22 protein-coding genes are annotated in these 24,574 nt (G+C 37.1%); 11 read left to right on the top strand and 11 right to left on the bottom strand.

Annotated features, from left to right (window positions below; all coding sequences use genetic code 11):
- Positions 1-88: 88 nt before the first annotated feature.
- Both GYM76_RS02250 and GYM76_RS02245 read left to right on the top strand, forming a co-directional pair.
- Positions 89-1,789 (top strand): formate--tetrahydrofolate ligase, encoded by a 1,701-nt coding sequence (locus GYM76_RS02250; RefSeq protein WP_220225742.1) that lies wholly within the window; start codon positions 89-91, stop codon positions 1,787-1,789.
- A 13-nt stretch (positions 1,790-1,802) separates the two neighbouring features.
- Positions 1,803-2,189 carry an RnfABCDGE type electron transport complex subunit B gene (locus tag GYM76_RS02245; RefSeq protein WP_220225741.1) on the top strand — a complete coding sequence of 129 codons (387 nt, stop codon included), beginning with the start codon at positions 1,803-1,805 and terminating at the stop codon, positions 2,187-2,189.
- A gap of 39 nt (positions 2,190-2,228) precedes the next feature.
- Here GYM76_RS02245 and typA read toward each other — a convergent pair whose 3' ends face one another.
- Positions 2,229-4,052 carry a ribosome-dependent GTPase TypA gene (gene typA, locus GYM76_RS02240; protein ID WP_065563548.1) on the bottom strand — a complete coding sequence of 608 codons (1,824 nt, stop codon included), beginning with the start codon at positions 4,050-4,052 and terminating at the stop codon, positions 2,229-2,231.
- Between the two features lie 154 nt (positions 4,053-4,206).
- A complete protein-coding gene (gene hemG / locus GYM76_RS02235; RefSeq protein WP_370632600.1) occupies positions 4,207-4,743 on the bottom strand; it encodes a menaquinone-dependent protoporphyrinogen IX dehydrogenase in 537 nt (178 codons plus the stop codon).
- Positions 4,744-4,896: 153 nt separating this feature from the next.
- Here hemG and glmU point away from each other — a divergent pair, with 153 nt between their 5' ends.
- Positions 4,897-6,273 carry a bifunctional UDP-N-acetylglucosamine diphosphorylase/glucosamine-1-phosphate N-acetyltransferase GlmU gene (glmU, locus tag GYM76_RS02230; RefSeq protein ID WP_370632598.1) on the top strand — a complete coding sequence of 459 codons (1,377 nt, stop codon included), beginning with the start codon at positions 4,897-4,899 and terminating at the stop codon, positions 6,271-6,273.
- Positions 6,274-6,276: 3 nt separating this feature from the next.
- Positions 6,277-8,109, top strand: a complete 1,833-nt coding sequence (gene glmS / locus GYM76_RS02225) for a glutamine--fructose-6-phosphate transaminase (isomerizing) (RefSeq protein WP_220225738.1) — start codon at positions 6,277-6,279, stop codon at positions 8,107-8,109.
- Positions 8,110-8,247: 138 nt separating this feature from the next.
- Here the strand turns inward: glmS and GYM76_RS02220 are convergent, their stop codons facing one another.
- Positions 8,248-8,565 carry a hypothetical protein gene (locus GYM76_RS02220; protein ID WP_065563552.1) on the bottom strand — a complete coding sequence of 106 codons (318 nt, stop codon included), beginning with the start codon at positions 8,563-8,565 and terminating at the stop codon, positions 8,248-8,250.
- A 470-nt stretch (positions 8,566-9,035) separates the two neighbouring features.
- On the opposite strand from GYM76_RS02220, the gene GYM76_RS02215 reads away from it, so the two are divergent.
- The 5 genes from GYM76_RS02215 (at position 9,036) to rlmKL (ending at position 15,871) form a co-directional block, all read left to right on the top strand.
- Positions 9,036-9,566 carry a hypothetical protein gene (locus tag GYM76_RS02215; RefSeq protein ID WP_065734633.1) on the top strand — a complete coding sequence of 177 codons (531 nt, stop codon included), beginning with the start codon at positions 9,036-9,038 and terminating at the stop codon, positions 9,564-9,566.
- Between the two features lie 308 nt (positions 9,567-9,874).
- Positions 9,875-11,758: a PTS mannitol transporter subunit IICBA gene (locus GYM76_RS02210; protein ID WP_220225737.1), complete on the top strand. Its 1,884-nt coding sequence runs from the start codon at positions 9,875-9,877 to the stop codon at positions 11,756-11,758.
- Positions 11,759-11,828: 70 nt separating this feature from the next.
- A complete protein-coding gene (locus GYM76_RS02205; protein ID WP_220225736.1) occupies positions 11,829-12,989 on the top strand; it encodes a mannitol-1-phosphate 5-dehydrogenase in 1,161 nt (386 codons plus the stop codon).
- A gap of 6 nt (positions 12,990-12,995) precedes the next feature.
- Positions 12,996-13,538: an MltR family transcriptional regulator gene (locus GYM76_RS02200; RefSeq protein ID WP_220225735.1), complete on the top strand. Its 543-nt coding sequence runs from the start codon at positions 12,996-12,998 to the stop codon at positions 13,536-13,538.
- A gap of 212 nt (positions 13,539-13,750) precedes the next feature.
- Positions 13,751-15,871, top strand: a complete 2,121-nt coding sequence (rlmKL, locus tag GYM76_RS02195; RefSeq protein WP_220225734.1) for a bifunctional 23S rRNA (guanine(2069)-N(7))-methyltransferase RlmK/23S rRNA (guanine(2445)-N(2))-methyltransferase RlmL — start codon at positions 13,751-13,753, stop codon at positions 15,869-15,871.
- Positions 15,872-16,200: 329 nt separating this feature from the next.
- Here rlmKL and GYM76_RS02190 read toward each other — a convergent pair whose 3' ends face one another.
- A complete protein-coding gene (locus tag GYM76_RS02190) occupies positions 16,201-16,629 on the bottom strand; it encodes a universal stress protein (protein WP_065563558.1) in 429 nt (142 codons plus the stop codon).
- 138 nt (positions 16,630-16,767) lie between these two features.
- Here GYM76_RS02190 and GYM76_RS02185 point away from each other — a divergent pair, with 138 nt between their 5' ends.
- Positions 16,768-17,178 carry a GNAT family N-acetyltransferase gene (locus tag GYM76_RS02185; protein ID WP_065563559.1) on the top strand — a complete coding sequence of 137 codons (411 nt, stop codon included), beginning with the start codon at positions 16,768-16,770 and terminating at the stop codon, positions 17,176-17,178.
- Positions 17,175-17,756 carry a nucleoside triphosphate pyrophosphatase gene (locus GYM76_RS02180; RefSeq protein ID WP_220225733.1) on the top strand — a complete coding sequence of 194 codons (582 nt, stop codon included), beginning with the start codon at positions 17,175-17,177 and terminating at the stop codon, positions 17,754-17,756. The genes GYM76_RS02185 and GYM76_RS02180 overlap by 4 nt, the downstream gene beginning before the upstream one ends.
- Positions 17,757-17,780: 24 nt before the next feature.
- Here GYM76_RS02180 and GYM76_RS02175 read toward each other — a convergent pair whose 3' ends face one another.
- The 7 genes from GYM76_RS02175 to GYM76_RS02145 form a co-directional block, all read right to left on the bottom strand.
- On the bottom strand, positions 17,781-18,446 hold the full coding sequence (locus GYM76_RS02175) for an ABC transporter ATP-binding protein (RefSeq protein ID WP_220225732.1): 666 nt from the start codon (positions 18,444-18,446) through the stop codon (positions 17,781-17,783).
- Positions 18,446-19,651, bottom strand: a complete 1,206-nt coding sequence (locus GYM76_RS02170) for an ABC transporter permease (RefSeq protein WP_220225731.1) — start codon at positions 19,649-19,651, stop codon at positions 18,446-18,448. The genes GYM76_RS02175 and GYM76_RS02170 overlap by 1 nt, the downstream gene beginning before the upstream one ends.
- A gap of 63 nt (positions 19,652-19,714) precedes the next feature.
- Complete coding sequence (locus GYM76_RS02165; protein ID WP_220225730.1) at positions 19,715-20,182, bottom strand: DUF4418 family protein; 468 nt, start codon at positions 20,180-20,182, stop codon at positions 19,715-19,717.
- 20 nt (positions 20,183-20,202) lie between these two features.
- Positions 20,203-20,862, bottom strand: a complete 660-nt coding sequence (locus GYM76_RS02160) for an ABC transporter ATP-binding protein (protein ID WP_065563564.1) — start codon at positions 20,860-20,862, stop codon at positions 20,203-20,205.
- Between the two features lie 11 nt (positions 20,863-20,873).
- Positions 20,874-22,016 (bottom strand): FtsX-like permease family protein, encoded by a 1,143-nt coding sequence (locus tag GYM76_RS02155; RefSeq protein WP_220225729.1) that lies wholly within the window; start codon positions 22,014-22,016, stop codon positions 20,874-20,876.
- Positions 22,017-22,029: 13 nt separating this feature from the next.
- The gene (locus tag GYM76_RS02150) at positions 22,030-23,298 is read right to left on the bottom strand and encodes an ABC transporter permease (protein WP_220225728.1); all 1,269 of its coding nucleotides are present in this window, start codon (positions 23,296-23,298) and stop codon (positions 22,030-22,032) included.
- Between the two features lie 21 nt (positions 23,299-23,319).
- A complete protein-coding gene (locus tag GYM76_RS02145) occupies positions 23,320-24,534 on the bottom strand; it encodes a Fe-S-containing protein (RefSeq protein ID WP_065563567.1) in 1,215 nt (404 codons plus the stop codon).
- Between the last annotated feature and the right edge of the window lie 40 nt (positions 24,535-24,574).

Below are 24,574 nucleotides of genomic sequence, written 5' to 3'. Positions count from 1 at the left end.
AAAATCAATAAAGATTAAATTGTTGCTTTATTCGGCATTTTAAATTCTTTATACTGACAGCCTAATTTATTGTTATACGAGAATGAAAATGCCACTACGCCCAATAACTGAAATCGCTAAACAATGTCAGATCCCTGAACAATACGTGCTTCCTTACGGTAAATATGTTGCCAAAATTGATTTATCAATCCTTAATGCGAAGGAAAATCGCGCTAATGGTAAATTAGTTTTAGTTACCGCTATTACACCAACACCATTAGGTGAGGGTAAAACCGTCAATACCATTGGTCTAAGTGAAGGCCTTAATTATTTAGGTAAATCAGCTATCGCTTGTATTCGTCAACCAAGCTTAGGACCTGTTTTTGGCGTAAAAGGCGGTGCAGCCGGTGGTGGGCAAGCAGAAGTTTTGCCGATGGAGACGCTAAATCTTCATCTTACTGGTGATATTCATGCAATAACTGCAGCACATGATTTAGCATCTGCCGCGTTGGATTCTCGTCTTTATCATGAAGATCGTCTTGGCGATGAGTTTACCGCTCAAACCGGTTTACCTCGTTTAAATATTGATGTTAATCGCATTGTATGGAAACGGGTTATCGATCACAATGATCGCGCTCTGCGTAATATCACTGTCGGTGTTGGTGGCGGTGTGAATGGTGTTGAACGCCGTGACGGATTTGAGATTACGGCAGCGTCTGAGCTAATGGCAATTTTGGCTTTGGCTTCTGATTTACATGATATGCGTGCGCGTATTGGTCGTATTATTTTGGCCTATAATACGCAAGGCGAGCCAATCACAGCTGAACAGCTCGAAGTTGCAGGCGCGATGACAGTACTTCTTAAAAATGCGATTAATCCTAACTTGATGCAAACTGTTGAGAATACGCCTGTACTAATCCATGCTGGACCATTTGCTAATATTGCTCATGGTAATTCATCAGTTATCGCTGATCGCATTGCAATGAATTTAGCCGATTATGTGATAACCGAAGCAGGTTTTGGTTCTGACATGGGTATGGAGAAATTCTTTAATATTAAATATCGTCAAGCTGGTATTAAGGCTTCTTGCGTGGTTTTAGTGGCAACGGTTCGTAGCTTAAAATCCAATAGTGGTAAATATAATATCAAACCAGGACAAGCTATCCCTAAAGAGATTTCAGAATCAAATGTGGAGTTACTTGAAATTGGTGCGGCCAATTTAGCTTGGCATATTAAGAATGCCAAGAGCTATGGTTTACAAGTGATTGTTGCGATCAATCGATTCCCACATGATAGTGAAGAAGAGTTGGCGTTTTTACAAAAATATGCCGTTGAACATGGTGCTTTTGCTTGCGAAGTAAGCGAAGTGTTCACTCAAGGTGGTAAAGGTGCTGAAAAACTTGCTAAACATGTTATTGAGGCATGTGATATGCCAAGCGAAATCAAATTACCTTATCCTGACAGTATGTCATTGATGGATAAGATCCAAACCATGGTTAAAAAGTACGGCGCCAATAAAGCGAACTTGTCTGAAACCGCGCTTAAAAATATTAAAGAGATTGAAGCGTTAAAACTTGATCACTTACCACTTTGTATTGCCAAGACGCCGATGTCGATTAGCGCTGATGCTAATTTAAAGAATGTACCAACTGACTTTGATGTTGATATCAGCCATTTAGCCATTTCAGCCGGTGCTGGTTTTATTCGAGTTTATGCTGGTAATGTGATGACCATGCCGGGGCTTGGCACGAATCCAGCTTATCGACATATTGATATTGACAAAGATGGTAATATTGTTGGTTTAAGTTAATTTAAATTTTATTATGCAATATAAAGCCTTTATTGATGAAGAAAATTGTATTGGTTGTGGCAAATGTATTCGTGTTTGCCCTACTGATGCTATTGTTGGTAGTAAACAGGTGTTACATACGGTATTACCGCAATTTTGCACTGTGTGTAGTAATTGTATTAATACCTGTCCAACTGATTGTATTACCTTAAGCACTCTTGGCGCTGAATTAAGTGAGCAAGAAGAGTTGCTGTTAACTGAGAAGAAACAACAACGCTTAAATCGTAATCAATTGGTTCCGCCGACTATTTTATTTCCTAAGTCGATGTCAGCAAGCAATGCAATGACTCAGAAAGATCGTAAACAATCGATTGCCGATGCTATTGCTCGCGTTAGAGCTAAAAAAAACCTCGCTAATTAGCGAGGTTTTGTAATTTGATTATCAAAATCATAATTCACATTATTCTTTATTACTTCTAAATGCACGCTTACGATCATTTTCAGTTAGATGACGTTTACGTAGACGAACAGATAATGGTGTTACTTCAACTAATTCATCATCATCAATAAATTCTAACGCTTGTTCTAACGACATTTTTACTGGTGGTGATAAGGTAGTCGCTTCATCAGTACCTGATGCTCGCATGTTAGTTAATTTTTTACCCGTTAAGCAGTTAACGGTTAAATCATTTGAGCGAGTATGGATACCAATAATTTGCCCTTCATAAACTTCAGCACCATGACCAAGGAATAATTTACCACGATCTTGCAGGCTATAAAGCGCATAAGCCAAAGCTTTACCAGTACCGTTTGAAATCATTACCCCATTATTACGTTGGCCGATTTCACCCGGACGCACATCATCGTAATGGCTAAATGTTGAGTAAAGTAAACCAGTACCTGATGTCATGGTCATAAATTCAGTTCTAAATCCAATAAGACCACGGCTAGGAATCACATAATCTAGACGTACACGTCCTTTACCATCAGGTAACATATTGGTCAAATCACCTTTACGTAAACCTAAGGCTTCCATCACTGAACCTTGGTGTTGTTCTTCGATATCTAAGGTAACTTGTTCGAAAGGCTCTTGTTTTTTGCCATCGATTTCTCTGTAGATAACTTTAGGACGAGATACCCCAAGTTCATAACCTTCACGACGCATATTTTCAATAAGAACAGATAAGTGCAATTCACCACGACCAGAAACTTTGAATGCATCTGGATCTGGGGTTTCTTCAACACGAAGAGCCACGTTGTGTACAAGTTCTTTATTTAGACGTTCAAGAATTTGACGAGAAGTTACATATTTACCTTCTTTACCTGCAAATGGTGAACTATTTACATTAAAGAACATGGTAACTGTTGGTTCATCAACACTTAGTGCTGGCAGAGCTTCAACACAGCTGTTATCACAAATTGTGTCAGAAATACCAAGTTCACCTAATCCAGTGATAGCAATGATATCCCCTGCTTCTGCAACTTCAGCTTCATAACGTTGTAAGCCTAAGTGACCTAATACTTGTCCGACTTTGCCAGTACGTTTGTTACCTTCGCTATCGACAATAGTAACTTGTTGATTTGGTTTAACGCGACCGCGTTTAATACGACCAATCCCAATAACACCAACATAGTTGTTGTAATCAAGTTGAGAAATTTGCATTTGGAATGGACCATCTAAATCAACTTTAGGTGGTTCTACATGTTCAACAATTGCTTCAAATAGTGGTGTCATGTCTTGTGCCATATCTTCATGATCAAGACCTGCAATCCCCATTAAAGCTGATGCATAAACGATTGGGAAATCAAGTTGTTCATCAGTTGCACCAAGGTTAACGAATAAGTCGAATACTTGATCCACAACCCAATCTGGGCGCGCACCCGGACGGTCAACTTTATTAATAACCACAATTGGTTTTAAACCATGAGCGAATGCTTTTTGAGTCACAAAACGTGTTTGTGGCATTGGTCCGTCCATTGCATCAACAAGCAGTAGTACTGAGTCAACCATTGACATTACACGTTCAACTTCACCACCAAAATCGGCATGGCCTGGAGTATCAACGATATTAATTCGGTAACCATTCCAATCGATAGCCGTATTTTTAGCTAAAATAGTAATACCACGCTCTTTTTCAAGCGCATTTGAGTCCATTATTCTTTCATTGTCATCACCACGCAAATTATCAAGCGTGCCTGATTGTTTTAATAGTTTATCAACCAAGGTTGTTTTACCATGGTCAACGTGAGCAATAATGGCTATATTTCTTAAATTTTCAATCACAATTAAAATCCCAGTTAGGAGACAGATTCTTTAGGCGCAATATTGTACACCTTTTTAGTAAAAAAGTTGATCTATATCACAAAGTTTCTTCAAAACAACTTTAAGACTTGATATTTAACGAAAATAGTGACTTATTTTATCAAGATAACTAAGACTAATTATCAATAAGTTCCACAAATTGCTCGGCAAATTCATCCACTTTTGTCCAATTTGTGTACTCTATTACTTCTTTTGTCACATCTGTATCACCCTTACCTAACCACATAATAAATCGAATCATATTACGATCAAACCAGTTATATTTAGGATAATAAAGCGCACCAGCAAATACCGCTTTGATAGTCGGTTGCCAGGCAATTTTGACAAGGAATTTTTTAGTATATAAGTTAGTTTCAGGTGTATTTTTATTTGGTTTTCTAGCCACCACATTTACCCCAAAAAAACCAGTTTTTAACGCATTTAATTGCTGATAATTGGCATCAATAAACTTCTTCATGGTTTTACTGTAAAAACCATATCGAATTGAACAACCAATTAATACGGCTTTGTAGTTACCAAGATCAATCTTGGTATCGGGCAATAACTCAATCAAATCACAATCACATTTACCCTCAAGATGTGTTTTTATTCGTTGCATAATTTTAAGGGTTTGCTTTTCGTGAGTGGTGTAAAGCAATAAGACCTTGGTAATGCTATTCATAACAATGCTTCCTTTTATTAAAACACTTGGTAAATTTCAATAATTCTTTTTTTAGGATAAAAATTAACAATTACGGGATGATTTCGTGGAAAACTTTGATTATAGTATTAGCCTTATTTAACCAGACCGGAACTGATTATGGCAATTTCACCTCCAAAACGTAGTGCAATTATTTTGGCGGCAGGAAAAGGCACACGGATGTATTCCAACCTACCTAAAGTTTTACATAAAATCGGCGGTAAGCCGATGTTACAACATGTTATTGATACAGTTCAACAACTTAATACTGATCGCATCAATATTGTTTATGGTCATGGCAAAAGCGAGTTAGAAAAATCGTTACAAGATCAACCTGTGCAACTTGTTTATCAAGCAGAGCAGTTGGGTACAGGACATGCTGTTCAACAAGCTATTCCCTTTATTGAAGATGATGAAGATATCTTGATTTTATATGGTGATACACCTCTTATCTCAATTGAAACCTTACAGAATCTAATTGCCAGTAAACCACAAGAAGGCATTGCCTTATTGACAGTGATTTTAGATGATCCTACTGGCTATGGGCGAATCGAACGCAAAGACGGTAAAGTGGTAGCGATCGTTGAACAAAAAGATGCCAATGTTGAACAACAAAAAATTAACGAAATTAATACCGGTATTATGCTGGTTACCGGCAAGTTACTTAAAAAGTGGCTATCTCGTTTAACCAATAATAATGCGCAAAAAGAGTATTATTTGACCGATATTATCGCCTTTGCCCACCAAGATGGTTACGACATTTTAACGTCTCACCCAGTTAAAAAATTCGAAGTTGAAGGCGTCAATAATCGCTTGCAACTTGCAACTTTAGAACGGCATTATCAACAGCATCAAGCTGAGCAACTTTTACTTGCCGGTGTCACGTTGCTTGACCCTGCGCGTTTTGATTTACGTGGTAAATTGACTCATGGCAAGGATGTCACTATTGATACAAATGTAATTATTCAAGGTGATGTTACATTGGGAAACAATGTCATTATCGGTTCAGGTTGTATTTTAAAAAACTGCACCATCGCTGATGATAGCGTAATTAGCCCTTTCTCAGTAATTGAAGATTCAATCATTGCCAAACACTGTACTATCGGACCTTTTGCTCGAATAAGACCTGGTAGCCAACTGGATGATCATGCCCATGTTGGTAACTTTGTCGAATTGAAAAAAGCTCATCTTGGTCATGCCACCAAAGCAGGACATTTAAGTTATTTAGGTGATAGCGAAATTGGCTGTAACGTCAACATTGGTGCTGGCACAATTACTTGTAACTATGATGGTGCGAACAAATTTAAAACCGTGATCGAAGATGATGTATTTGTGGGTTCCGATACTCAACTAATTGCACCAGTCAAAATTGGCAAAGGTGCAACCATTGCAGCTGGAACAACGGTAACCAATGATGTCAATGACAATGAGCTTGTGGTTAGCCGGGTAAAACAGAAACAACTTGCAGGTTGGAAAAGACCAACTAAATTGAAAGAGGAATAAACAATGTGTGGTATTGTGGGCGCGATCGCCAAACGTGATGTGGCAGAAATATTATTAGAAGGTTTAAAACGATTAGAATATCGTGGTTATGATTCTGCTGGGCTTGCTATTATCTCTCCAACAGGTGAATTACAGCGAGTAAGACGTGTCGGAAAAGTAAAAGCGCTTAAAGATGCGGTAGATGAGCATCCAATCAAAGGTTCAACTGGGATTGCTCACACTCGTTGGGCGACGCACGGCGAACCGGTAGAACACAATGCACACCCTCATGTATCGGGTTTTATTGCCGTTGTGCACAATGGTATTATTGAAAATTTTGAGCCTCTGCGTGAAACACTCATCGCAAGAGGATATCAATTCCGTTCAGAAACCGATACCGAAGTTATTGCCCACTTAATTCACGATATTATCTCAACCGAAGATTGCTCACTTTTTGAAGCAGTACAAAAAGCAATCCCACAATTACGAGGTGCTTATGGCACCGTTGTAATGGATACGCGTAATCCCGATATTCTCGTCGCGGCACGTTCAGGTAGTCCACTAGTGATTGGTTGTGGCGTTGGTGAAAACTTTATTGCTTCAGATCAATTAGCTTTATTACCGGTTACTCGTCAATTTATCTTCTTAGAAGAGGGTGATATTGCACTAATCACCCATCGCACTGTGAATATTTTTGATAAAAACCATCAAGAAGTTAACCGTCCATGCATCGAATCTGATGCGAAATATGACGCAGGCAGTAAAGCTGGCTTTAATCACTACATGCAAAAAGAGATTTACGAACAACCTAATGCTATAAAAAATACCCTTGAAGGACGAATGGCTCATGGCAAAGTGGATTTATCTGAACTTGGCGATGATGCGGAAAATATTCTTAAGCAAGTTGAACATGTGCAAATTGTTGCTTGTGGTACCGCCTATAATGCCGGAATGGTTGCTCGCTATTGGTTTGAGGCATTAGCTGGTATTCCTTGTGATGTGGAGATCGCTTCGGAATTTCGCTATCGAAAACCCGCTCGCCGTAAAAACAGTTTATTCATCACCCTATCACAATCAGGTGAAACGGCAGATACGCTTGCAGCATTACGCTTAGCAAAAGAGAATAATTACTTAAGCACTCTTGCCGTTTGTAATGTGGCTGCCTCTACCTTAGTTCGTGAAGCTGATTTGGTGTTACTAACCAAAGCTGGCGTTGAAATTGGCGTTGCTTCAACTAAAGCCTTTACCACACAATTAACCGTATTATTGCTTTTAGTTGCCAAATTAGGCCGACTTAATGACATGGCTGAAATCACTGAACAAGCGATCGTCCATGCCTTACAAACTTTGCCAAATCGCATTGAGCAAGTGTTAATGGCCGAGCCAGAAATCAAAAAACTTGCTGGACACTTTGTCGATAAACATCACGCCCTATTTTTAGGCCGTGGCGATGAATATCCAATCGCAATGGAAGCGTCATTAAAACTAAAAGAGATCTCCTACATTCATGCAGAAGCGTATGCCGCAGGTGAATTAAAACATGGTCCTTTAGCGCTTATCGATGCAGATATGCCAGTTATTGTTATGGCTCCGACCAATGACCTACTCGAAAAACTTAAAGCTAATATCGAAGAAGTTCGTGCCCGTGGTGGACAACTTTATGTATTTGCAGAGCAAGATGCAGGCTTTGTGAGTGATGACACAATGCATATCATCAACTTACCTCATATTGAAGAACTTACAGCGCCAATCTACTACACGGTACCAACCCAATTGCTTGCTTACCATGTAGCTTTAATCAAAGGTACAGACGTCGATCAGCCTCGTAATTTGGCAAAATCTGTGACTGTGGAGTAGAAAACTGAACATTTGGCTTATCACTTGACAGGTCAAATCATCAAATATATGAAAAATTAGTCATTAATTAACAATATAAAATAACCCAATGAACTGATTAGATTCATTGGGTTATTATAATTTCTATTTTTTAGCTTTTTATGCAGCTTTTTGTCTTTTTTTCATGATAATAAAATAAATAAATGCAATTAACATTGCAACAACATGAAAACCAACATAAAAACCATAAGTACCAACACCGTTTGCACCTTGAGCACTAGATGCTATTACCAACGATGGTGATAAAAATGCAGTACTGATGATATTAACACCAAAAGTAATGCCAGAAATGGTAGGTTGTCCACGAAAACTAATTAAAGCTAAAACACTACAACCCATAGCAATAAATAATCCAACAACCGGTACAAAAATAGAAATGATAGCGAAAATTAACGCTATAATAGATAGAGCTTTCATTTTTACCTCAATGTAAAATAATGATCCTTCATTGAATCCGTTTTAAATATTTATTTACTTACTTAAATAATTATTTTCCATAAGCACCAGTATGATATCAAATTGCTAATAAAAGTAAATTAAATATAATTGAAAAATCATGGTATTAAGCATATTGACGAGCCACCTCTTTAAATTAACTAACCGTTCTTATCAAAAACTTAAAAAACATATGTGGTTATTTATAAATTCTAATAACATTTGTGTGGTTAATAAATAATGCCATTTTGATTAAATTATCAAAAATTTCCGAACTAGCGCATTATGTAATACTCTATGTTTTCCAGCCATTTCGCTAATTCTCGTGAATTTAAGTATTTAATTTACTATATTGCCAAAAAAGGTATGAAGATGTAGCATATCAATCTGATTTTAAAAACAAAACTATTTAATATATCAATTTCAACAATTCAAAACTGTAAAGGATTATGATGAAAAAAATTATTTTCGCATTACTAGCATTTAGCTTATTTGGATGTTCAACTAGCCTACCGGTTAATTATATTCCTGCCCCTTCAATTAAAGGTACTGAAAAAGTATCTATTAATGAAGTTAAATATCAACCTTTCATAAATGGAAAAGTAAAGGCGAATGAAATTCAAAAAGCAAAAGGAGCTATTGGAACAGTTTACACATCAGTAAACGTTGATACATTAGTTAGAGAATCTTTCAAAAAAGAACTAATCGCCGCTGGATACGATCTTAATAATTTACCTAATCTACAAATTAACCTCACTATTGATAAGTTTTTATATGACTGGATAGGCTTTGTAGAAGTCGATTTTTATCTCGATATTACTTACACTATTACTAAAAATGGCGTAGAAATTATGAGATTTTCAACACAAGAACATCAATTAGCGCCAAAAACTATGACTTCTGACAGCGAAGCAATTAAAGCTGCAATGTCTTCTTCTTTTACTCATTTCTTATTAGAAGCAAGAAGAAATAAAATTCTATAATTCAGTGATAAAATAATTTAAGCTCATAAGAGCTTAAATTATCCCTATCTTAAAATTTACGATTTAATCATTTTCTGACAAAAAATTACCTCACCAATACTCAAAACCACCAAATAAATTTAGAAAAATTTAGCTTAAAAGCGTTCTATCACTGCATTAATGTGATCTAGATCACAAAACCTAAAAATACCCCACTTTTAACAGTGTGATATATGTCACATTTTTTGATTATTTTGGATGAATCGAGTAACTAAATGCTTCTACAATAACAGCATAATGATTATATCAATCAATAAGGAAAGATTTGTATGACTACATCAAACATTAAACTTAAAGTCCAAAATTTTGGGCGATTTCTGAGTAATATGGTGATGCCCAATATCGGCGCATTTATTGCTTGGGGCTTTATTACTGCAATTTTTTTATATAACGCTAACGATCCATCTGCTGGAGGATGGTTTCCAAATGAAGGCGTATCAACGGCTTTTATCGGACCAATGATCACTTATCTACTTCCATTATTAATTGGTTATACTGGTGGTAAATTAGTTTACGGTGATCGTGGTGGCGTAGTTGGTGCGGTCACCACAATTGGGGTAATTGTTGGCGTATCGATTCCAATGTTTTTAGGCGCAATGATATCTGGACCTTTAGGTGGATGGTGCATTAAACAGTTCGATAAATTCATTGATGGTAAAATCAAAAGTGGCTTTGAAATGTTAGTTAATAACTTTTCAGCTGGCATTATTGGTATGATTCTTGCGCTTATCGCTTATTTTGGAATCGGTCCTGCTGTTGCTTCGTTAACTAATGTACTTATTGTTGCAGTACAATTCATGGTTGATCATGGTTTATTACCACTTACTTCTATTCTGGTTGAACCTGCAAAAATACTATTTCTTAATAATGCTATCAATCATGGTGTATTTACTTCACTAGGTGTAACACAAGTAGCAGAAACAGGTAAGTCAATCTTCTTCTTGATTGAAGCAAACCCAGGTCCAGGTTTAGGTTTATTACTTGCTTATATGTTCTTTGGTAAAGGTGCGGCAAAAGGATCAGCAAGTGGTGCGGCAATTATTCACTTCTTTGGTGGTATCCATGAAATTTATTTCCCTTATGTTTTAATGAATCCTCGACTAATAATTGCGGTGATTTTAGGTGGCATGACAGGTGTATTTACTTTAACTTTATTTAATGCAGGTTTAACAGCACCAGCATCACCAGGATCTATTTTTGCGGTAATGAGTATGGCAAAAGGTTCATATTTAGGTGTAACGTTATCTGTGCTTGCAGCAACTACAGTATCATTTATTGTGTCGGCTATTTTATTAAAAACAACAAAAGATAATGGCAAAAGTTTAGACGAAGCCATGTCTGATGTCACTGCAATGAAAAGCGAAGCCAAAGGAGTAAGCGAAAATAGTGAACTTGATCTTGCTAAAGTGAAAAAAATCATCGTTGCTTGTGATGCAGGTATGGGCTCAAGTGCTATGGGTGCGGGTGTTTTACGTAAAAAAGCAGAAGATGCTCATTTAGATATCAGTGTTACCAATTTAGCAATTAATAACTTGCCAACTGATGCTGATATTATCATCACACATAAAGATTTAACCGCACGAGCAAAACAATATGCACCAAACGCTTATCATATTTCATTAACTAACTTTTTAGATAGTGATTTATATACTCAGTTAGTGAATGATTTAGTCAAAGCAAAAGGCGGTCATCAAGTTGTACAACCAACACCTACCCACCAACCGCTGTTTAAGTTGAATGCAAAAAATGTCTTCTTAGGTTTAACGGCGCAAACTAAGGAAGAAGCCATCCGTTTTGCTGGCCAAAAACTAGTCGAAAATGGTTACGTAAAAACAGCTTATATTGATGCCATGTTAGAACGTGAACGATTAACATCCACCTATTTAGGCGAATCGATTGCTGTACCTCACGGCACAATTGAATCTAAAGATGATGTGATTAATACAGGTATCGTATTTTGCCAATATCCAGCAGGTGTACAGTTTGGCGAAGAAGAGCAAGATAAAGCAAAAATCGTAATTGGAATTGCTGCTCGTAACAATGAACATCTTGATGTTATCGCCAAGTTAACCAATGCACTTGATGACGAAAAGATTATTGCAAAACTGACTACCACTAATGATATTGAAGAAGTTCTAGCAATATTAAGCTAACTTAACCACTTCCTACAGAAGTAGGAAGTGTCCTAATATACTAAAAGATTCAAAATTAAGGGTTATTATTATGCAAGCATTACATTTTGGCGCCGGCAATATTGGTCGTGGTTTTATTGGTAAATTATTATCTGATGCCGGTGTCCACGTCACTTTTGCAGATGTTAATCAACAAGTTATTGATGAACTTGCTAGCCGTCATCAATATCCAGTCAATGTGGTTGGTGAGCAGTCGGTTACCGAAACGGTGAAGAATGTTGATGCCATCAACAGTACTTCAACTAAAGTCGCTGATTACATCGCGAAAGTTGATCTAGTTACCACAGCGGTCGGTCCTCAAATTTTAGCGCGCATTGCGCAAAGTGTGGCACAAGGCATTATTGCTCGACATGCTCAAGGTAATAACGCTCCACTCAATATTATTGCTTGTGAAAACATGGTACGTGGCACGAGCCAGTTCAAACAGGAAATCGTAAAGTATCTACCAGAAAATCTTCACCAATGGGTTAATGAGCATATTGGTTTTGTTGATTCTGCGGTTGACCGCATTGTGCCACCTGCAACTTCTAAAACAGGTGATATTTTAGAGGTGACGGTTGAAACATTCTCTGAATGGATTGTCGATAAAACTCAATTTATTGGCACAATCCCTCAAATCAAAGGTATGGAGCCCGTTGATAACTTAATGGCCTTTGTGGAGCGTAAACTATTTACCTTAAATACCGGACATGCTATTACAGCCTATCTCGGTTTTTATAACAATATTGCGACCATTCGGGATGCGATTTTAAACGATAAAATTCGTAAAATTGTACGTGGAGCCATGGAAGAAAGTGGACAAGTACTGATCAAACGCTATGATTTTGATCCAGCCAAACATCAAGCCTATATTGAAAAAATCCTAACTCGATTTGAGAATCCTTATCTACATGATGATACCGCACGAGTAGGACGTCAACCAATACGCAAACTAGGTTTTGGCGATCGTTTGATCAAACCATTACTTGGCACATTTGAATATAAACTTAGCAATCAAAATCTGCTTATCGGTATTGCAGCTGCACTTAACTATCGTAATGATGACGACGAACAAGCAATCGAACTGGCAAATCAAATTGCTAACAAGGGTTTAAAACAAGCATTTTGCGATATTTCTGGTATTGAAAGTGATAATCCAGTTGTTAGCCAAATCGAACAACTTTATACTGCTATGCAAAATCATCAATTTTAAGTGACAATGCAAACATTAGCAGAAGACACCATACTTGAAAAACTCAACCAGCAAGCGGATATACACAGCTTGCTGAAAGTTGCGATCAATTTGATTAATGACAGTGTCAATCAATTGATTCTAAAGGTTTTTCGTAAAGAGCCTCATGCTATCAAGTTTGTTATTCCATCATTGGTGGGCAAGAATGGGCCACTTAATGATACCTCTGTCTGTTTGAAATTACTTTATGCACTAGGCATCATCACGCGTGAAGATTATGAAGATATTGAATTGTTAATGGCAATTTTAGATGAGCTAGAACAAGACGATAAAAATTACACCTATCTGGATGACGAAATCCTAGGTCCAATCAGTTTACTGCACGACATGATCCTTCCCCCTAACTCTCCATTAAATAACCCGCAAGAGAACGGTATTGTCGATACCTTAAAATCATCCATTTACCAAAACCGTTATCAACAAATGATTCGCTCAGCGTTGATCATCGCCATTACAGATTTAACCTTACGTATCGTAAATAAACAGAAAATTGATTATTTCCCTGAGTAATATTAATTTATAGAGATGAATTTTAAGTATTAATATAAAAAGGATGTTAAGTAGATAGTCAAAAATTGGGCGATTTTTAAGCTCAAAAACCCCGCTCCTCAACTTTTTTTGATTGCTTTTTGGTTAGATTGGCTATTGTTTAGGGCAATCATTTCCCACTCTGGTAATTAGTCGGTATAATGCCTGCAATTTTATTGTTAAGTGGATTATGCATGAAAACGCTATTTGCCAGCACATCACGCGGGCTTGAAGAGTTATTAAAAAAAGAGTTAGAAAATATTGGGGCGAATAATTGTCGGGTGGCGCAGGGGGGTGTCTATTTTGATGCTAATGAGTCAACTATGTACCAATCGTTATTGTGGTCTCGTTTAGCCTCTCGTATTTTATTGCCAATTGCCGAGTTTGACATCTATAGTGATTTAGATCTTTATTCATGTGTGATGAATATCAAATGGACCGATATCTTCGCGGTAGATAACTCATTTGTTATCAACTTTGTTGGTGTTAATGACTTTATTCGTAACAGTCAATATGGCGCGCTAAAGATCAAAGATGCCATTGTTGATCACTTTATGCGACAAACCAATCAGCGCCCAAATGTTGCAAAGCAAAATCCTGATGTTCGTTTACATGCTTATCTTAGCAAAAATCGAGTTACACTATCATTAGATCTTAGCGGTGAAAGCTTACATCAACGTGGTTATCGCCAACAAACAGGGCAAGCACCGTTAAAAGAGAGTCTAGCCGCGGCTATTATTCTCCGTTCTGGCTGGCGGTTTGATGAACCACTTATCGATCCAATGTGTGGTTCAGGAACGTTACTGATTGAAGCTGCGATGATGGCGTCTCATATCCCGCCTGGACTGCTACGCAAACAATGGGGATTTTTTGCTTGGAAAGAATTTAACCCAACACTTTGGAATGACTTACTGTTCAGCGCTAAGCATAATGTAAAAAAAACTAACACCATTTTTATCGGTTATGATAATAACCCAACAGTACTGGAGCGAGCCAAACAAAATGCGATCCAAGCAGGGGTTGGTGATTTAATTACTTTTGCATTGCAGGATGTGACACAATTAACCAATCCTCTTGATCACCATATACATGGCATGATCATCAGTAACCCGCCTTACGGAGAACGATTAGAAAGTGAGCCAGCATTAGTTGCCTTACACTCAGCACTCGGTCGCCAAATTAAACAACAATTTGGTGGGTGGAGATTATCGTTATTTAGTGGCGCGCCACAACTTTTAGATTGTTTACAAATGCGTGCTGACAAACAATTTAAAGCTAAAAATGGCCCTTTAAATTGTCTACAAAAAAATTATTCGATTGCGGATCGTCAAGTGGATCAGGCGGTCATATCAACAAATTTACCAGCTGCCGACTTTGCCAATCGTTTACGTAAAAATTGTCAAAAATTGGAAAAATGGGCCAGCCAAGAACAACTTGAATGTTACCGTCTTTATGATGCTGATTTGCCGGAATATAATGTGGCTATCGATCGTTACAAAGATAAAATTGTGGTACAAGAATACGCTGCACCTAAAAATATTGATCCACAAAAAACGCGACAACGACTGTTTGATATTATTAATGCTACTATGTCGGTATTGAAATTAACCGCCGATCAATTGGTACTAAAAACCCGTGAAAAGCAAAAGGGAAAACAACAATATCAAAAACTTGGGCAAAAACAGGATTATTTTTTAGTCCATGAATATCCAATTAATCACAAAAAAACGCAGTTTTGGGTTAATGTGGTGGATTATTTGGATACTGGTTTATTTTTAGATCACCGCTTAGCCAGAAAAATGATCGGACAAATGAGTGCAGGCAAAGACTTTCTAAATCTATTTGCCTACACGGGTAGTGCAACCGTCTACGCAGGTCTTGGTGGAGCAAAATCGACCACGACAGTTGATATGTCACGCACCTATTTAGAGTGGGCCGATCGTAATCTAAAACAAAATGGCTTAACCGGTAAAAATCATCGATTAATACAGGCTGACTGCTTGCTCTATTTATCTCAAGCTGATGAGCAGTTTGATTTAATTTTTATCGATCCTCCAACATTTTCCAACTCTAAACGGATGAACGATACTTTTGATGTTCAGCGCGATCATCTTAAATTAATGAGTGATTTAAAACGATTATTAAGACCAAACGGTGTAATTGTCTTTTCTAATAACAAACGAGGCTTCAAAATGGATGCCGACGGTATGCAAAAATTAAATCTGACGTTTCAAGACATCACCGACAAAACCTTATCGCTCGATTTCAGACGCAATAAACAGATCCACTGCTGTTTTCTTGTTAAACATCAATAATAAAATACCGCCGAAAGGCGGTATAATCTTAGCTTAGCTATGATGTTCAATTCTTTAGGAAAGCCCCACGAGAAATCATGTCGGCATACCCCCTACTCCATCATTCCATCTTCGCGTACACTAGATTATGCCATTAATTATCTCTAATTTATAAAAAGACAACCTTTTGCACAACAATCTTATTTGGAGTAAATAAATTCTTTATTATCGTTTCCAGCACTTACTTTTTGTGAATATATTGGAGCTTAAAATCTTTTTTAAAATCAAAAAAGGTTGAAGATTTTGAGCAAAAACTGATGTCCTTTTGGAGGACATCAGAAAAATAAAAATTAACGTACTACTAGCACTGATGTTTGTGCACCTCTCACTACACCAGAAGCATTTGATCCAAGTAGATGTGTTGAGATATTTGGGCGTCTAGATCCTATGATGATTAGATCGGGCTCGATCTCTTCTGCTAGATGTAAGATCTCATCTCGTGGATTACCAAACGCAATTGAAAAAGATAAATTTTCTCTTGGTAAATTAATTGAGTCAATCAAGCGATGTAGCCATTGCTCTGTTTGTACTGTTGCTTGATCTTTAAACTCATCAAAACCAAATGAGTAAGCATTTACAATAGCCGATGCAACCGGTAAGGTATGAAAAAAGATAACTTGCGCATTGGATAACTTCGCTAAACACTCAACATGGGGGATCACTTTTTGAGTGAGTTCATCTTCAAGGACATCAATCGGAACTAATATTTTTTTGTACATACCGCCTCCTCATTTAAACTTATCTTTTTTAATTAATTTAAGATGGTACTAATTTTAAATTAAATCTAATATTGTTATCCTAACGCTAATTTAAAATATTGAAATAACTTTTTTGCAAAATCATGATGGAGATCAACTATGGATAATATTATTTATCGCCATGATATCAAACCCAGTATAGAACAAGCGACATTATTATATTCTCGCTGCTCATTGGCGGAACGTCGACCAATAAGTGATAAACCTCGTTTTCAAGCAATGTTAGATAATGCTAATTTAGTCATTACCGCATGGCATGATCAGAAACTTGTCGGTATTGCCCGCTGTTTAACAGACTTTGTCTACATAACTTATTTAGCTGATTTAGCCGTTGATGAAGCTTATCAAAAATCAGGTATTGGTAAACAGTTGATAAAAGAGATTCAAATTCATACCGATAATCAATGTGCAATTACTTTGCTTGCAGCACCTCAAGCAGTCGATTATTATGGTCATATTGGTTTTAATGCTCATCCTTCCGCATGGATTTTACAAGAACAGTTAAAATGAAAATTATCCTAGCATCAACATCACTTTCACGTAAAAAAGTACTTGAAAAATTAGCTATTCCTTTCGATTGTGTGCCACCGATTTGTGATGAAACACCTCTACCAAATGAAAGTGCACAGCAGCTGGTGGTACGATTGGCTAATGCTAAAGCGCAGTCATTGGTGGCAAGCAATCCTGATAGTTTAATTATTGGTTCCGACCAAGTAGGTGTTTTAGATGGAAAGATTGTATGTAAACCCCTCACTATTGAAAACGCCCAGCAACAATTAAAAAATAGCAGTGGCAAAGCGTTTTACTTTTATACAGGAATGACGGTCATTAATACTCACACAGGCCAATCGCAAACGATTTGTGAACCGTTTAAAGTCACCTTTCGTCAGTTAACTGATGAAGAAATCGATGCTTATATCGCTAAAGAGATGCCACTACAATGTGCTGGCAGTTTTAAATGTGATGAGTTAGGGATTACTCTTTTCGATAAGCTTGAAGGCGATGATATTAATTCTTTAGTCGGATTACCGCTAATAAAGTTAAATAAAATTATGATTGATATGGGCTGTAATCCGCTGTTTTTATAATTGCTGATAATGACATGCCCTAATTTAATCGATTAACCGCCCTGCTGACATTTTCAGTGTTTTTTGGCTGTAACTTGCTACATCATTATCATGAGTAACAATCAATAGTCCTGTGCCTTGTTGATGAATATCGGCTAATAATGCCATAATTTGTGTTGAACTTTCATCGTCAAGATCGCTGGTGGGTTCGTCGGCAATGACTATTTGTGGCTGGCAAATTAGTGCACGTAAAATAGCTATTCGACGCATTTCACCACCTGACATGTTGGCTGGATAAGCATCTTTTAAATAGCTAATTTGGGCTTTTTCTAACAGTTCCATTGCAGAATTTAAGCTCGATTGGTTTTCACGTTTCGTTAAAGAAAACGGTAAGCGAATATTTTCCAGAGCAGTTAGATTAGGTAACAAACTACTGCCTTGTGGAATGTAACCAATATTTTGATTACGAAACGCCGATACTTGTTTGTCATCAAGATCGAATAAATTGGTGCCGTTAATCGTGATTTTACCTTGAGTTGGCGTTAGTAACCCAGCAATCATATTAAGCAACGTCGTTTTACCACTACCTGATTTACCCATAATGCTGATAAAGTCACTTTGTGCCATTGAAAAACTAACATTATTCACTGCTGAAAAGTGTTGAGATCCGCGTTTATAATCTTTACGAAGGTTCTTGACATCTAATAACATTATTCACCCTCTCTTAATGTTTGATAAGTATCAAACTTAGTTAATGATAATGCTGAATAAATACTAGACAGCGGACCAATAATTAATGTCAGCAAAAATACGATGAATGCATAAATTAATCCATCTGTAATTGAAATATTCATACATGGCAAACCTATCGTTTGGCATATCAATAAGCTGAAAGCATAAATTAATACGCCAGCAACCACTATACCAGCAAGACCACCTAAAGCACTAATGATAAGGGATTCTCGCAGTAACATTTTAACCAGATCACTGCGCGATGCACCTAGAATACGTAATAAGCTGATTTCGCGTTTTCGTTCATTAAGGGATGAGGAAAATATTACAAAGATCACAATAATCGCTAACACCCAAAATATCGCCGATAAACTATAGACAATAGTTGAAAAACTATTTAACCATTTGGATATATTACTTAACATGCCTTTGGTCATCACAAAATCAATATTGTAATCGATAGCATATTTGGGCATGATTTGATTAACAATATCTTTAGACTGATAGTCAGGGTCGACTTTAACAAAAATCGATGACACATAGTTAGCAAAGTGGTCAGTATCGCCTTCAATTAAATTGGTTTCTTTCATAAGCGATTGTGCAGCAGGAATGGTCATAAAAACTGAGGTGTCAAAACCCATTCCTGTGCTATCCATTTTAGCGGCAATTTTAAAGGGATGATTAAAAAATTTAATTTCATCACCGACATTTGAGGTAATTTTACTGCCTACCACTACCTGATTGTCTTGCAATGGTTGTTCTAATTGTGTTTGTAGCCAAGGTTTAATTACAAAATCACTTTGCTGATCAAAACCAATTAATTGAACTTTAGAAGTACAACAACCAGCACTTAACGAAGCAATAAATAGTTGTGGTGAGACCGCTTCGATTCCTTTGATTTCTTTGATTTTATCAATTAATTCAGCTTTTAGATAAAAGCTACTTGGTTCGCCTCGTAATAAGGCGACTTCAAGATTTTTTTCATAACCATAAGGTACTATAAGAATGTCCGCACCTAACCGATTAGCCATGCCTGAAATGCCTAAGCTTAGGTTTTTCATCAATACACTACCGCCAAATAGCGTAGCGGAAAAAAGCATAATGATGATAATCAAGCAACAACTTCGAAAAGGTCGTCGTTGGATATTTCGCCATGCTAAATTCGCTATAGTTATTTCTTGCATGTTGGATTTCTCTATAATTGGTGTTAAGGCTGACTAATGCTTTTTATCAGTTGCTAACCGTTACTAGCGATTAGCTTGTTTATTTAAATATATCACATTGATAATAGCAACAATTGCTAATACTATTGACAATAATATCAATGCTGGCTTAGCTCCCATATTGCATCGCATCATTTCATTACCACATACACCTATTAAAATAGTTGGAATCGCTGCTGCTAAGACCGCAGTACAAGCTATAGCCATACTTAATCCCATACGTACAAATAACGAACGGCTAAGTAATACTAAGGCACCGAGGACTATCACTAAACTACCAATACCTATTTCCGCCCTTGATGTCCAAAAACATTTCATGATTTTGCCACCAGCATTGTGCATGTGCCCATCCATTGGCGCAGAATGCATAGCATCGGCTGGCATAGATTGCACATCCGGTAGTGGGCAGACAGGTAAAATATAGAGCGGGAACAGAATAAGTAACGCTCCGATTAAGATAAATAGTACAGATGAAACAATGCGATTTTTCATAAATATAGACCTTTTAATCATTAATTATTGATAATACTTGCTACTTTACCATGTTCAAGAACTACCGTTGTTTGCGCATGTTTTGATACTTCGGGCGAATGCGTAACAACGATAATTGTGCTTCCTTCTTCGTGAAGTTGATGTAGTAAGTTCATGACCATTGCTTCATTGCTTTCATCTAAATTACCAGTTGGCTCGTCAGCTAAAATCAGTTTTGGGTAATTAATTAATGCCCTAGCAATACAAACGCGTTGCTGTTCCCCACCCGATAATTGACGAGGTAAATGTTTGGCCCGCGCTGCAAGCCCCACACGTTCTAATGCTTGTAAGGCTTCCTTTTCATCTACCATACTGTGATAATATTGCGCCACCATTACGTTTTCTAATGCGGTTAGATAAGAGACAAGATGGAACTGTTGAAAGATTAAACCAATTTTATCACGCCGAATTTCCGTTAGTTGGGGTAATGAAAGTTGGGTAATATCTTGTCCATCTAGAATTACTGAACCCAGCGACGGTTTATCCATACAACCAATAATATTCATTAACGTGGTTTTACCACTGCCTGAAGGTCCCATAATGGATAGCCATTTACCTTCTTCAACGGTTAAGTTAACTTCTGACAAGGCATGTAAAGAGCCATAGATCTTTGAAACATTATTAACTTCTAGCATATTCATACTTTACTATCCTATTCGCCACGTAAAACTAATGCTGGTTCAACTTCAAGTGCACGTTTTACCGGAATCAAACACGCAATGATGGTTACCACAGCCGAAATAACAATCGTTGTTGGTATCAAATAAAATTCAATGACAATTGAGCGCCCAAATACATTGGCGCTGATTACTTGAGCAAAAATTAAACCACAAATAACCCCAATCACCCCACCAATAATACCTAAAATCATCCCTTCGGCTAAAAATTCTTTGGCAATACTTTTATTGGTTGCACCAATAGCTTTTTTCAGCCCTATCTCTTTGCGACGCTCCATTACTACCGTCATCATGGTTGTGGCCACACAAATCATAGTCAAAATTAACACGACTAAGGTTACTAAGTAGAGTAAAGATGACAGTTTACCGAGCACTGATGCTTCGGACTGTGTCACCCATTTTATAAGATGCGGTTCGATTGTGGTTGAGTGATCTTTAATGGTTTGAATATAGTGTTGCAATTCATCTTTGGTTGCAGTGATACTAATTTCGACCACTTCGGCCTGATTGCTTTCTTCAAGTAGGTTTTCAAGATCGTTCAGATCGATAAATATAAAATTATCTTCTGCACGACCTGTCTTGACGATGCCAGTAACAGTTAAGTCCTCATCAAAGCGAGAATTTTCTTTAGATTTTCCTGAAATTGGCATGGTACTTCCAATACTAAGTTTAGCAAACTGGGCAATATCCGTACCAATTATAATTTCGTTCGGATTTTTTGGTAGTTCACCTTCTATCTTCCAATATGGACTAGTTTTAATAACCTGATCAAATTGCGTGCCAACGATGGTATAAGGCTGTTGGTTACTGCGGATAGAATTATAACGAAATGGTGTAACGCCTAATACTTTGTCTTTCGGTAATACGCTAATAGCTTTTTCTACCTCAACCATTGATATAGTCGGTTGATTATTAGCTGGCATTAACAATAAGTTAGCTCCATAAGAACGAAACTCTTGTCCCATTTGTCTTGGAATATCATAACAAAGCGTCACCATACCTAATAACACCGTCGCCCCAATCGCAACACCAAGTAAGGCAATTGCAATTCGAGAACGACGACGAATTAATGAGCTAAATATCGTTTTTAAAATAAAGCGTTGGTTTTTATTTATCATCACTTAACCTCGCTTACCGACCATGTAATACATCCGTCGGACGTAAGAACATCATAATACGTAATGCCGGCAAGCTTCCTAATAAGGTAATGAGACTCACCATAATTAATACCATTGGGATAATAATCATTTTAGGCTCAACAAATGAACCAAATACCGTCTGTCCAATAATTTGGGCAAAGCCAAGACCAATAAAATAGCCGACCATACCACCGAATAAAGCAATGATTAGTATTTCACTAAGAATTAACATCGCTACCGAGGTATTAGTTGCCCCTAGTGCTTTTAATAAACCAATTTCAGTACTACGTTCAATCACGTTAGCAGTAACTAAGTTAGATATCGCCAAAGCCGAACAGATCAAAGATAACACTGTCAGTAATAACATCAATAATTGTGTTTTTTGTAAAATAGAGCCTTCTGAGTCGGCAACTTGCATTATCGCTTTAACCCGAACATCGGGCATTAATTCTTCCAACTGATAGGCAATCGAACTGATATAAGCGGTGCAGTACCATCGATCCCATTCGGCACGCGATAAACTATTGGGATCTTGCGCCGCTTTGCGAGCTAAATCGTTTTCAGGTGTGGTAAGAGCGCTCACTTCAACCCGTTCAACTAGACCTTGTTTATTCGCTAACATTTGAGCAACTGGTAGCGATACATAAAGCTCGTTATCTTCAAGACCACCACTATGAAAGATATTATTTACAATTAGCGTCATTTTTGGGGAAGTTAGCTCAATACTATCGCCTAATTTAAGATTTAATTGCTTGGCAAGTGTTTCACCCACCATGGCACCTTGCAAGTTATCATCTTTCATTGGCTTGCCTTCTATCGACCACCACGACTTCATGGCTAACATTCCTGTGTCAACTTCATCACCAGTTGGAATAGTCAGATGCTTATTAAACCATGTTCCCACTAGTGTAATAGGTCTATCATTAACGGTCACTTGGGTCGTTAAATAGGGGGCAAAATCAACAATGTTATATGCCCAGAAAATCATTTTAATCTTGACTAAATCATCTTGCTTAATATATTGAGTTGCGTTTTGTTTGTCATCGAGTTGATATAACTCATTTACCATCGCTGCACCTTTGGGCACAATATTTAAGTTAGCGCCATAGGCTTTTAATTCTTGATTAACTTTATCACCAACATCAAACATCACATTTAACATGGCTGTCGCTAGCGAAACCCCTAAAGCAACGGTTAAGGCAATTAAAAATAGCTTCTTTTTTTGGCGAACTAACACACTAAGTAACATTCTTCGAAACATATTTTCTTCCTTTTCACACCTTTACTTAAAGCGACTTTTTTCAGCTTCAAGATGAGCTGGACGAATAATCATATTGCCATCTAAAATTTCATATTTAAGCGGTACTGGATTACAACCGCCTGAAAAACCAATTGTTGCAATATTCATTACCACATCACACAAAATACAGACAACTTGATTACCTCGTTGATAATAACCACTTGCACCACAGATATCACAAGCGTCAAAACCTACACCATATGCATTTTCGCTTTTCTTAATGACAATAAATCTAATTAAGGTGCCATCTACTGCTTGATAACCATAACGGTGTAAATTGCCGTCATTTATTTTATCTAATGGAATCACAATCAAACCATCCGCATTAGGTTTAACTGGCTCAGCGGGTGATAACTCCACACCTTTTTGGAGAATATAGCGTGCGCGAGTAACGGTATAAGCCGTTATGGCAATACCTGCCATTAATAATAATGAGGTACGGCGATCACGTCGTAAACTTGCTTTGAGTTTACGCACTTGGGCAGGATTACTACCTACTAATGAGGTAGTTTTGGATTTGGTGTATAATAAAATAGTAAGTAGTAACACCAATGCCATAAAGATGAAAGTAAATAAATTGACATGAGCTAAAACAAAAATAACTAATTCCATCATCCATTCTTGTGGTGAGATAAACCGCCGCACAATCAAAATTTGTAGAAAATTAATTATATTCTGTGTAGTAAAAATAATAATCGCTAATGAAGTAATAACAGTAATAAATCGAGTTGAAAACCTTTGGCAAAGCCGATAGATAAACAATCCAATTAAAATACAAACTAATAAAGCGAAACTGTAACCAATCCATTTAAACAGATAATCATTATTGAAAATTGACTCCATGCCAACATCAAATTCAAATGGATAAAGTAAAATATTCGGTAAACATTGTGCTGTAATAAGTCCAATTGCAATAGATACTATGATGAAAACTAGAAAATTTCTAAAAGATAAGCAGATCAGCAATGGAACAACAATAATGCACCAAGTAACAATCACACCAAGATCATAAAACTCACGAACAGCAAAACCCGTATTTCGTTTTAATATTGCATAAATAAGAGCCGACAACATCCCCAATACAAATCCCGTGATAAGGTATTTTTTACTTGATTGAACAAATACAGCACTAAGTAGTGCCAACATAATCACAGGTACAAAAGTATTATCAGTAACATTGATAAGGTATTGGAGCATAATGATTGCCTAAAAATTACAACGTATATAGGCGAGTTTT

This window comes from Gilliamella sp. ESL0443 (assembly GCF_019469165.1).
Lineage (GTDB): Bacteria > Pseudomonadota > Gammaproteobacteria > Enterobacterales > Orbaceae > Gilliamella > Gilliamella apicola_E.
The sequence above is the reverse complement of the archived record's forward strand: the minus strand, read 5'-3'. Positions and strand labels throughout refer to the sequence as shown.

What these genes read in the sequence shown, in the direction of transcription:
- GYM76_RS02155 (WP_220225729.1), bottom strand. Translation starts at nt 22,016, where the DNA reads ATGATAAATAAAAACCAACGCTTTATTTTAAAAACGATATTTAGCTCA.
- GYM76_RS02245 (WP_220225741.1), top strand. Translation starts at nt 1,803, where the DNA reads ATGCAATATAAAGCCTTTATTGATGAAGAAAATTGTATTGGTTGTGGC.
- GYM76_RS02250 (WP_220225742.1), top strand. Translation starts at nt 89, where the DNA reads ATGCCACTACGCCCAATAACTGAAATCGCTAAACAATGTCAGATCCCT.
- GYM76_RS02145 (WP_065563567.1), bottom strand. Translation starts at nt 24,534, where the DNA reads ATGCTCCAATACCTTATCAATGTTACTGATAATACTTTTGTACCTGTG.
- GYM76_RS02200 (WP_220225735.1), top strand. Translation starts at nt 12,996, where the DNA reads ATGCAAACATTAGCAGAAGACACCATACTTGAAAAACTCAACCAGCAA.
- GYM76_RS02150 (WP_220225728.1), bottom strand. Translation starts at nt 23,298, where the DNA reads ATGTTTCGAAGAATGTTACTTAGTGTGTTAGTTCGCCAAAAAAAGAAG.
- GYM76_RS02170 (WP_220225731.1), bottom strand. Translation starts at nt 19,651, where the DNA reads ATGCAAGAAATAACTATAGCGAATTTAGCATGGCGAAATATCCAACGA.
- GYM76_RS02205 (WP_220225736.1), top strand. Translation starts at nt 11,829, where the DNA reads ATGCAAGCATTACATTTTGGCGCCGGCAATATTGGTCGTGGTTTTATT.
- GYM76_RS02210 (WP_220225737.1), top strand. Translation starts at nt 9,875, where the DNA reads ATGACTACATCAAACATTAAACTTAAAGTCCAAAATTTTGGGCGATTT.
- GYM76_RS02190 (WP_065563558.1), bottom strand. Translation starts at nt 16,629, where the DNA reads ATGTACAAAAAAATATTAGTTCCGATTGATGTCCTTGAAGATGAACTC.
- GYM76_RS02175 (WP_220225732.1), bottom strand. Translation starts at nt 18,446, where the DNA reads ATGTTATTAGATGTCAAGAACCTTCGTAAAGATTATAAACGCGGATCT.
- rlmKL (WP_220225734.1), top strand. Translation starts at nt 13,751, where the DNA reads ATGAAAACGCTATTTGCCAGCACATCACGCGGGCTTGAAGAGTTATTA.
- GYM76_RS02215 (WP_065734633.1), top strand. Translation starts at nt 9,036, where the DNA reads ATGAAAAAAATTATTTTCGCATTACTAGCATTTAGCTTATTTGGATGT.
- GYM76_RS02220 (WP_065563552.1), bottom strand. Translation starts at nt 8,565, where the DNA reads ATGAAAGCTCTATCTATTATAGCGTTAATTTTCGCTATCATTTCTATT.
- GYM76_RS02185 (WP_065563559.1), top strand. Translation starts at nt 16,768, where the DNA reads ATGGATAATATTATTTATCGCCATGATATCAAACCCAGTATAGAACAA.
- GYM76_RS02165 (WP_220225730.1), bottom strand. Translation starts at nt 20,182, where the DNA reads ATGAAAAATCGCATTGTTTCATCTGTACTATTTATCTTAATCGGAGCG.
- GYM76_RS02180 (WP_220225733.1), top strand. Translation starts at nt 17,175, where the DNA reads ATGAAAATTATCCTAGCATCAACATCACTTTCACGTAAAAAAGTACTT.
- GYM76_RS02160 (WP_065563564.1), bottom strand. Translation starts at nt 20,862, where the DNA reads ATGAATATGCTAGAAGTTAATAATGTTTCAAAGATCTATGGCTCTTTA.
- glmS (WP_220225738.1), top strand. Translation starts at nt 6,277, where the DNA reads ATGTGTGGTATTGTGGGCGCGATCGCCAAACGTGATGTGGCAGAAATA.